Raw genomic sequence first — 6,652 nt, forward strand, 5'->3', positions numbered from 1 at the left:
CGTCAGCGCGCGACCAGCGCCTCGGGCGCGGCGCGGGCGGCAACGCGCCCGCGCCGCCCGGGCCTCAAGGCAGCGTCGCGAGGAAGCGCGCCAGATCCTCTCGCCAGAACCGCGCATTGCCGGTGGTGCCGTGGCCGAGCGTCTCCGCACTCGGCGCGATCAGCAGCAGGCGGGCCTGCGGGATGCGGGCGATGGCGCGCTCGGTCAGGCCGGTCTCGGGCGGGTTGCGCTCGTCATCGGCGGAGTTGATGGCCAGCACGCGCGCGCGGATACGATCGAGCTTCGGCTCCGGGTCGTAGTCGCGCGAGGCGTCCCACTGCCAGATGAAGTCGTTGGCATCGCCGGGCGGCGCCGCGGCGAGGCGCTGGTCCACCAGCCGGTCGGCGGCCTCCCGCGTGGGGGCGGCGCGCTGCAGGTTCAGCGTGCCGCCATTGGTGCCTGTGCCGTACATCACATTGGCGATGCGCAGCGAGGGCGGCTGCGTCGTGTAGTTGCCGCCCATGTAGGCCGGGTCCTGGCGCACCGTCTCGATCATCAGGCGGCGCATCATCCAGTTGCGCGCCGACATCGCGGTGGGCTGCGACGCCATGGGCACGATCGCGTCCATCGCCTCGGGGAAGTTGGTGGCCCAGGTCCAGGCCATCATCCCGCCCATCGAGTTGCCGAGGATCAGGCGCAGCCTGCGGATGCCGAGCCCTTCGGTGACCAGGCGGTTCTGGGCCGCGACCATGTCGTCGTAGGTGTAGCGCGGGAAGCGCGCGCGCATGCCGTCCGAGGGCTTCGACGACGCCCCGGTGCCGATCGCATCGGGAATGATGATGAAGAAGCGCGTGGCGTCGAGCGGCTGGCCGGGGCCGAAGAGTTGCCCGCCGAAGTTGGCCGCCAGCATGCCGCGCGCCGTGCCGTAGGTGCCGTGCAGGATCAGCACCGCCGGGTTGGTGGGCTCGCCGAGCGTGATGTAGCCCTGGCGGAGGTCCATCACCTCGCCGGTGTGGAAGCGGAAGCCCGCTGCGGTCCAGGTGGCCTCGCGCGGGGCGGGCTGGGCGGCGGCCGGCAGCGCGGCAAGGACGAGCGGCAGCAGCAGCGCCGCGCGGCGGAGCAGTCGCATGGGTCGGTTCCTCCTCGGGGGTTCTTGTCCGGGAGGCTAGCCGATGCGCGTCCCGCGGCGCCAGCGCCGCCGATGGGTCAGATCATCGCCATCCCGCCATTCACATGGAGGGTCTGCCCGGTGATCCACCCGGCCTCGGTGCTCGCGAGGAACACCACCGCCGCCGCGATGTCCTCGGGCGTGCCCATCCGCTGCGTGGGAATGCGCGAGAGCAGCGCGGTCTTCTGCGCATCGCCCAGCGCATCGGTCATCGCCGTCTTGACGAAGCCCGGTGCCACCACGTTCACCGTGACGCCGCGCGTCGCCACTTCCTGCGCCAGCGACTTGCTCATGCCAATGAGCCCGGCCTTGGCCGCGGCGTAGTTCGCCTGCCCCGCATTGCCGGTCACGCCCACGATCGAGGCGATCGAGACGATACGCCCGGACCTCTTCTTCATCATCCCGCGCAGCGCGGCGCGCGCGAGTCGGAAGGGCGCGGTGAGGTCCACCTCGAGCACGGCGTTCCAGTCGGTGTCGCCCATGCGCAGCGCGAGCATGTCGCGCGTGAAGCCGGCATTGTTGACCAGGATATCGAGCCCGCCGGCCTCGCCCTCGATCTTCTCCACCAGCGCCGCCGGCGCGGCGGGATCGGCGAGGTCGGCGGGGGCGACGATGACGCGCGCACCGCCGAGGGCTTCCGCCACGCGCGCGAGTTCCGCCCCGCGCCGGCCGGTGATCGCGACGGTCGCACCCTGGCGATGCAGCGCGGCGGCGATCGCCTCGCCGATGCCTCCCGTGGCGCCGGTGACGAGGGCGGTCTTGCCGGTCAGGTCGAACATGTCGCGTATCCTCAGGTGAAGCGCTTGAACAGGAAGTGCCGCGCGTGGCCCGGCGGCTGGTCCTCAAGGGTGCCGAACACGGCGTAGCCCTGCTTCTCGTAGAAGGGACGCGCCTGGAAGGAGAAGGTATCGATCCAGGCGCCGATGCAGCCGCGCGCCCGCGCCTCGGCCTCCAGCAACGCGATCAGGCGCGCGCCGAGGCCGCCGCCGCGCAGGTCCTCGGGCAGGTACAGGTAGCGCAGGAAGTACCAGGCGCCGTAGCACCAGCCGAAGGCGCCGCCGGCGGGCGGCCCGCCGGGCTCGCGGCGCACCACCAGCGACAGCGGCTTGAAGCCGTGCGGCCCGACGAAGGGGGCGTTGAACGCCGACAGCCCCTCCAGCGCCACCCGCGCCGCGGGGTCGTCCGCCAGTTCCGAGAGCGTGACCTCGGGCTCCATCAGACCGACTTCAGGAAGGCCTCGACATCCGCCGGCGTGCCGATCGCGAGCGCGGCGGCCTCCGGCGCGTTGCGCTTCATCAGCCCGGTCAGCACCTTGCCCGCGCCGACTTCGACGAATCGGTCGCAGCCCATCGCCGCCATGGCGGCGACGCATTCGCGCCAGCGCACCGTGCCGGTCACCTGCTTCACCAGCAGGTCGCGGATCTCGGCCGGGTCGGCGGCCTTGGCGGCGGTCACGTTCGCCACCACCGGCACCAGCGGAGCGCGCATCGGCGCGCTGGCGAGCGCCTCGGCCATCGCGTCCGCCGCGGACGCCATTAGCGCGCAATGGAAGGGGGCGGAGACCGGCAGCAGCATGGCGCGCTTCACGCCGCGCTCCTTCGCCACCTCGATGGCGCGCTCCACCGCGGCCTTGGCGCCGGAGATCACCACCTGGCCGCCGCCATTGTCATTGGCGGCTTCCACCACCTCGGCGCGGCCCGTCTCGGGGTCGACGGCGGCGGCGGCGCAGATCTCGCGCGCCAGGTCGATCTCCGCCCCCAGAAGCGCGGCCATCGCGCCAGTGCCGGGCGGGGTCGCCTTCTGCATGGCCTCGCCGCGCAGGCGCAGCAGGCGGGCGGCGGTGGCGACATCGAAGGTGCGGGCGGCGGTGAGCGCGGAATACTCGCCGAGCGAATGGCCGGCGACCAGCGCCACGCGCTCGGCCAGCACGAAGCCGCCCTCGGCCTCGAGCGCGCGCACCACGGCAAGGGAATGCGCCATCAGCGCGGGCTGGGCATTTGCGGTGAGGGTCAGCTCCTCCTGCGGGCCTTCCCACATGAGCTTCGAGAGCTTCTGGGAGAGCGCGTCGTCCACTTCCTGGAAGACGTGGCGGGCGGCGGGGAAGGCCTCGGCCAGGTCGCGGCCCATGCCGACGGCCTGGCTGCCCTGGCCGGGGAAGACGAAGGCGGTTGCCATGATTGCGCGTTTCCGTGGAGTTTCGTTCGATACGGCCGCGCGGGATGCGGCCCGGGGGGCCGCTTGTCAACAGGAAGGGCGGGGCCGGGGTCAGCCAGGCGCCACGCCCCGCACCGCCCAGGCCGTGGCCGCATAGGAGCGCGGCCCGTCCGGGTCGTCGTCGAGGTAGGCGCGGCGGACCGCGTCGCGCAGCCGCGCCTGGCTCGGCCCATCGAGCGCGCCCACATAGCCGGCCGCCGGCCCCTGCCCGCCGAGATAGGGCGCCCAGAAATCATCGAAGTCCGCGTAGTCCATGCGGATCGTCAGCGACGTCTCCGCGACGTCGGCGAAGCCCGCCGCCCGCCAGGCGGCCCCGAGCTCGCCGGGACGGCTCATCGGCCTGGTGAAGCTCTGCGCGCGCAGCTTGTCCGCCTTCGGATCGAGCACCGCCGCCGTGTCCAGGAGGATTCGCTGGGCGATGAAACCGCCGCGCGCATCCCAGACGGTCGCGGCGACGACCGCGCCCGGGCGCGCGACGCGGCGCATCTCGGCAACGGCCTCCGGGGCCCGCGGGACGAAGTGCAGCATCAGCAGGGACAGCACGCGGTCGAAGCTCGCGGCCGGGAAGGGGATCGCGCAGGCATCCCCGACCCGGAAATCGAGGCGCGGGTCCAAGGTGCGGCGACGCGCGTGCTCGACATAGGCTTCGGAGAAATCCACCCCGCTGATGCGGCATGCCGGTTCGCGTGCGGCGAGGGCGAGCGTCAGGCTCCCGGTGCCGCAGCCGAGGTCCAGCACCTCGCCGGCCCCCACGGGCCCCGCGAAGTCGAGGAAGGGTTCCGCCAGGCGGCGGCTCCAGCGGCCCATCTGCAGTTCATAAGCATCGCCGTCGGTGGCGGCGAAGGTCGAGGAAGCGGCCATGGCGCACTCCGGCGGGGCGGCGGCCGATGATCCTGGCATAGTGGGCGCCAGGAGATGGAATAGTTCCGCTTTGCGATTGGTCGCCTGGCGAGACGGGTCTCGCGGGGTCGTCGCTTTTCAGCGAGTGCCGGCGCGGTACGGCAAGGGATTTCGGTCAGGTGCCGGTGGGCGGCTGACTGGGTCCTGAACGGCGGCATGTTCGGTCCGCCACTAAGACGGGCGGCATGCAAGGCCGCGGCCGGGCCGGCCGCCGCCAGGACGCCGAGCAGCACCAGGACCGAGGCGGGCGCGGCGCGCGTCAATTCATCTGGATCCCGGCATCCCGCACCACCTGCTTCCAGCGGGCGAGTTCTGTCGAGATGGTCTGGCCGAGCTCGGCCGGCGTGCTGGCATCCACGGTGAAGCCGGCGGCCACCAGGCGCTGGGTGACATCGGGCAGGCGCAGCGCGGCGGTGATGGTCTCGTGCAGCCTCGCGATGGCCGGAGCCGGGGTATTGGCGGGTGCGAGGAAGGCCGACCAGGAGGACGAGACGACCTGCGGGAATCCGGACTCGGCCATGGTGGGCACATCGGGCAGCGGGTCGAAGCGGCGCGGCATGGCGATGGCGATGCCGCGCAGCGCACCGGAGGCGACATGCGGGCGCACGGTGGCGGCGTTCAGGATCGAACACTGCACCGTCCCCTGGATCATGGCGGTGACGGCCGGCGCGCCGCCGGGGAAGGGCACATGCGTCGCCTGGGTGCCGGTGGCGTGCAGGAACAGTTCCATGCCGAGCTGCTCGGTGGAGCCAACGCCGCCGGAGGAATAGGAGGCACGGCCGTTCTCCCGCTTCAGCCAGTCGATCGTCTCGGCCACCGTGCGCGCGGGCACGTCCTTGTGGACCACCAGCATGTTGGGGACGGACATCGCCAGCGTGACCGGGGCGAAATCCTTCTCGGGGTCGTAGCCCGGCTGGCGCATCACCGCCGGATTGATTGTCATGGTGCCGGAGGCGGCGACGATCAGCGCATGCCCGTCCGGCGGCAGGGCGGCCACGTGGCGCGCGGCGATGGCGCCGGTGGCGCCCGGGCGGTTCTCGACCACCACGTTCTGGCCCAGCGCCTGCTGGAGGTGGGGCGCGACCAGGCGCGCGACCAGGTCGTTCGGTCCGCCCGGCGCGAAGGGCACCACCAGCACCACCGGGCGCGTCGGCGCCCACTGCGCCTGGGCGACGCCCAGGCGCGGGAAGGCCAGGGTGGCGACGGGCAGCAGCAGGGCGGAACGGCGGTTCATGAAGGGGCCTCCCAGGCTTGATAGGTGGAATTGCAGCACGCCTGGAGGGTCGCCGCATCCCCCCGACGAGGCTTCCCTGCTGGCGACCGCCGTGTTTGGTTCCCCCGTCCTGCGTGCGTGAACGGGCAGGGCATGGAGGAGTCACGCAGTGCGCGGATGTCCGAACACGATGGTGGTGGCCGTGGCGATGCTTGCCGGATGCGTCGCCCAGGGCGCGGACGGCAGCGCGCCCGGCGCACCCCTGCGCAGCTTCCACGATGGCGACTGGCGCGGCACTGGACGGCTCGCGGCACCCGGGACGCCGGGTTGCGGCCCCGACACGATCACGCGCACGATGCGCGTCAGGAATGGGCAGGCGGAACTGGACTACCACGCCGAGGCCGGCATCCGCTTCTCGGCCGCGATCGCCTTCGGCCAGGCGGAGCGTGCGCGTGCCCCGGACGCCGATGCACCGAACCGGACCACCCTGACCATGCGGTCGGGCGCCAGCATCTTCCGGGGCGAATTCAACGGCGACGACTTCACCGGCGAATACCTCGGCCCCGCCTGCGCGCGCCGGTGGACCATGCGGCGGGTGGCGGCCCCGGGCGGCTGACCGAAGGGGCCGGGCGCGGCCATTCCGTCCTTGCCTTCGGCTGGCCTGCGTGCTTTACGCCCCGCTCCCCTGCCGGGCGCGAGGCAAGCGCCCGGCTATGCCCGTTTGCGCGCCCCGTCCCGGGGCCAGGGCTGAGACAGCCACAGGGAGATCACATGCCACTCTACGAATGCGTGTTCATCGCGCGCAACGACATCACCCAGCAGCAGGTCGAGGCGATCGCCGAGCAGGTCGCCGGCCTCATCACCGAAGGCGGTGGCGAGGTGAAGAAGCGCGAGTACTGGGGCCTGCGCGGCCTCGCCTACAAGATCAAGAAGAACCGCAAGGGGCACTACATGCTCCTCGGCATCGACGCGCCGGGCACCGCCCTGCCGGAAGTCGAGCGCCAGCTCGGCCTCAACGAGGACGTGCTGCGGTCCCTGATGATCAAGGTCGAGGCGATCGACGAGGCGCCCTCCGCCGTCCTGGCGAAGCGCGGCGACGACCGTGACCGCGAGCGCGGCTTCCGCGGCCCGCGCCCGGCCGGCCGCTTCGGCTCGGGCCGCGGCGGCGGACGCGAGCG

At 72.5% G+C, this 6,652-nt stretch carries 8 protein-coding genes; 2 read left to right on the forward strand and 6 right to left on the reverse strand.

The window, feature by feature from the left end:
* Positions 1 to 64: 64 nt before the first annotated feature.
* The 6 genes from HW578_RS20995 to HW578_RS21020 all read right to left on the reverse strand — a co-directional run bounded on the left by HW578_RS20995 (position 65) and on the right by HW578_RS21020 (position 5,495).
* The gene (locus HW578_RS20995) at positions 65 to 1,108 is read right to left on the reverse strand and encodes an alpha/beta fold hydrolase (RefSeq protein ID WP_198372666.1); all 1,044 of its coding nucleotides are present in this window, start codon (positions 1,106 to 1,108) and stop codon (positions 65 to 67) included.
* Between the two features lie 77 nt (positions 1,109 to 1,185).
* Positions 1,186 to 1,926, reverse strand: coding sequence for a 3-oxoacyl-[acyl-carrier-protein] reductase (gene fabG / locus HW578_RS21000; RefSeq protein ID WP_198372667.1), 741 nt, complete (start codon positions 1,924 to 1,926; stop codon positions 1,186 to 1,188).
* Positions 1,927 to 1,937: 11 nt separating this feature from the next.
* On the reverse strand, positions 1,938 to 2,363 hold the full coding sequence (locus HW578_RS21005) for a GNAT family N-acetyltransferase (protein ID WP_198372668.1): 426 nt from the start codon (positions 2,361 to 2,363) through the stop codon (positions 1,938 to 1,940).
* Positions 2,363 to 3,322, reverse strand: a complete 960-nt coding sequence (gene fabD / locus HW578_RS21010) for an ACP S-malonyltransferase (protein WP_198372669.1) — start codon at positions 3,320 to 3,322, stop codon at positions 2,363 to 2,365. The genes HW578_RS21005 and fabD overlap by 1 nt, the downstream gene beginning before the upstream one ends.
* 90 nt (positions 3,323 to 3,412) lie before the next feature.
* A complete protein-coding gene (locus tag HW578_RS21015; protein ID WP_198372670.1) occupies positions 3,413 to 4,222 on the reverse strand; it encodes a class I SAM-dependent methyltransferase in 810 nt (269 codons plus the stop codon).
* 298 nt (positions 4,223 to 4,520) lie between these two features.
* On the reverse strand, positions 4,521 to 5,495 hold the full coding sequence (locus HW578_RS21020) for a Bug family tripartite tricarboxylate transporter substrate binding protein (RefSeq protein ID WP_198372671.1): 975 nt from the start codon (positions 5,493 to 5,495) through the stop codon (positions 4,521 to 4,523).
* 148 nt (positions 5,496 to 5,643) lie between these two features.
* Here HW578_RS21020 and HW578_RS21025 point away from each other — a divergent pair, with 148 nt between their 5' ends.
* Together HW578_RS21025 and rpsF are read left to right on the forward strand one after the other, a co-directional pair.
* Complete coding sequence (locus HW578_RS21025; protein ID WP_198372672.1) at positions 5,644 to 6,090, forward strand: hypothetical protein; 447 nt, start codon at positions 5,644 to 5,646, stop codon at positions 6,088 to 6,090.
* A gap of 155 nt (positions 6,091 to 6,245) precedes the next feature.
* On the forward strand, positions 6,246 to 6,652 hold a 407-nt coding region (gene rpsF, locus HW578_RS21030; RefSeq protein WP_198372673.1), incomplete at its 3' end, for a 30S ribosomal protein S6.

Origin of the sequence: Roseomonas rosulenta, from assembly GCF_016106005.1 — a bacterium.
Taxonomy (GTDB): domain Bacteria; phylum Pseudomonadota; class Alphaproteobacteria; order Acetobacterales; family Acetobacteraceae; genus Neoroseomonas; species Neoroseomonas rosulenta.

Coding starts and splice junctions, on each gene's coding strand:
- HW578_RS20995 (WP_198372666.1), bottom strand. CDS start 1,108: ATGCGACTGCTCCGCCGCGCGGCGCTGCTGCTGCCGCTCGTCCTTGCC.
- fabG (WP_198372667.1), bottom strand. CDS start 1,926: ATGTTCGACCTGACCGGCAAGACCGCCCTCGTCACCGGCGCCACGGGA.
- HW578_RS21005 (WP_198372668.1), bottom strand. CDS start 2,363: ATGGAGCCCGAGGTCACGCTCTCGGAACTGGCGGACGACCCCGCGGCG.
- fabD (WP_198372669.1), bottom strand. CDS start 3,322: ATGGCAACCGCCTTCGTCTTCCCCGGCCAGGGCAGCCAGGCCGTCGGC.
- HW578_RS21015 (WP_198372670.1), bottom strand. CDS start 4,222: ATGGCCGCTTCCTCGACCTTCGCCGCCACCGACGGCGATGCTTATGAA.
- HW578_RS21020 (WP_198372671.1), bottom strand. CDS start 5,495: ATGAACCGCCGTTCCGCCCTGCTGCTGCCCGTCGCCACCCTGGCCTTC.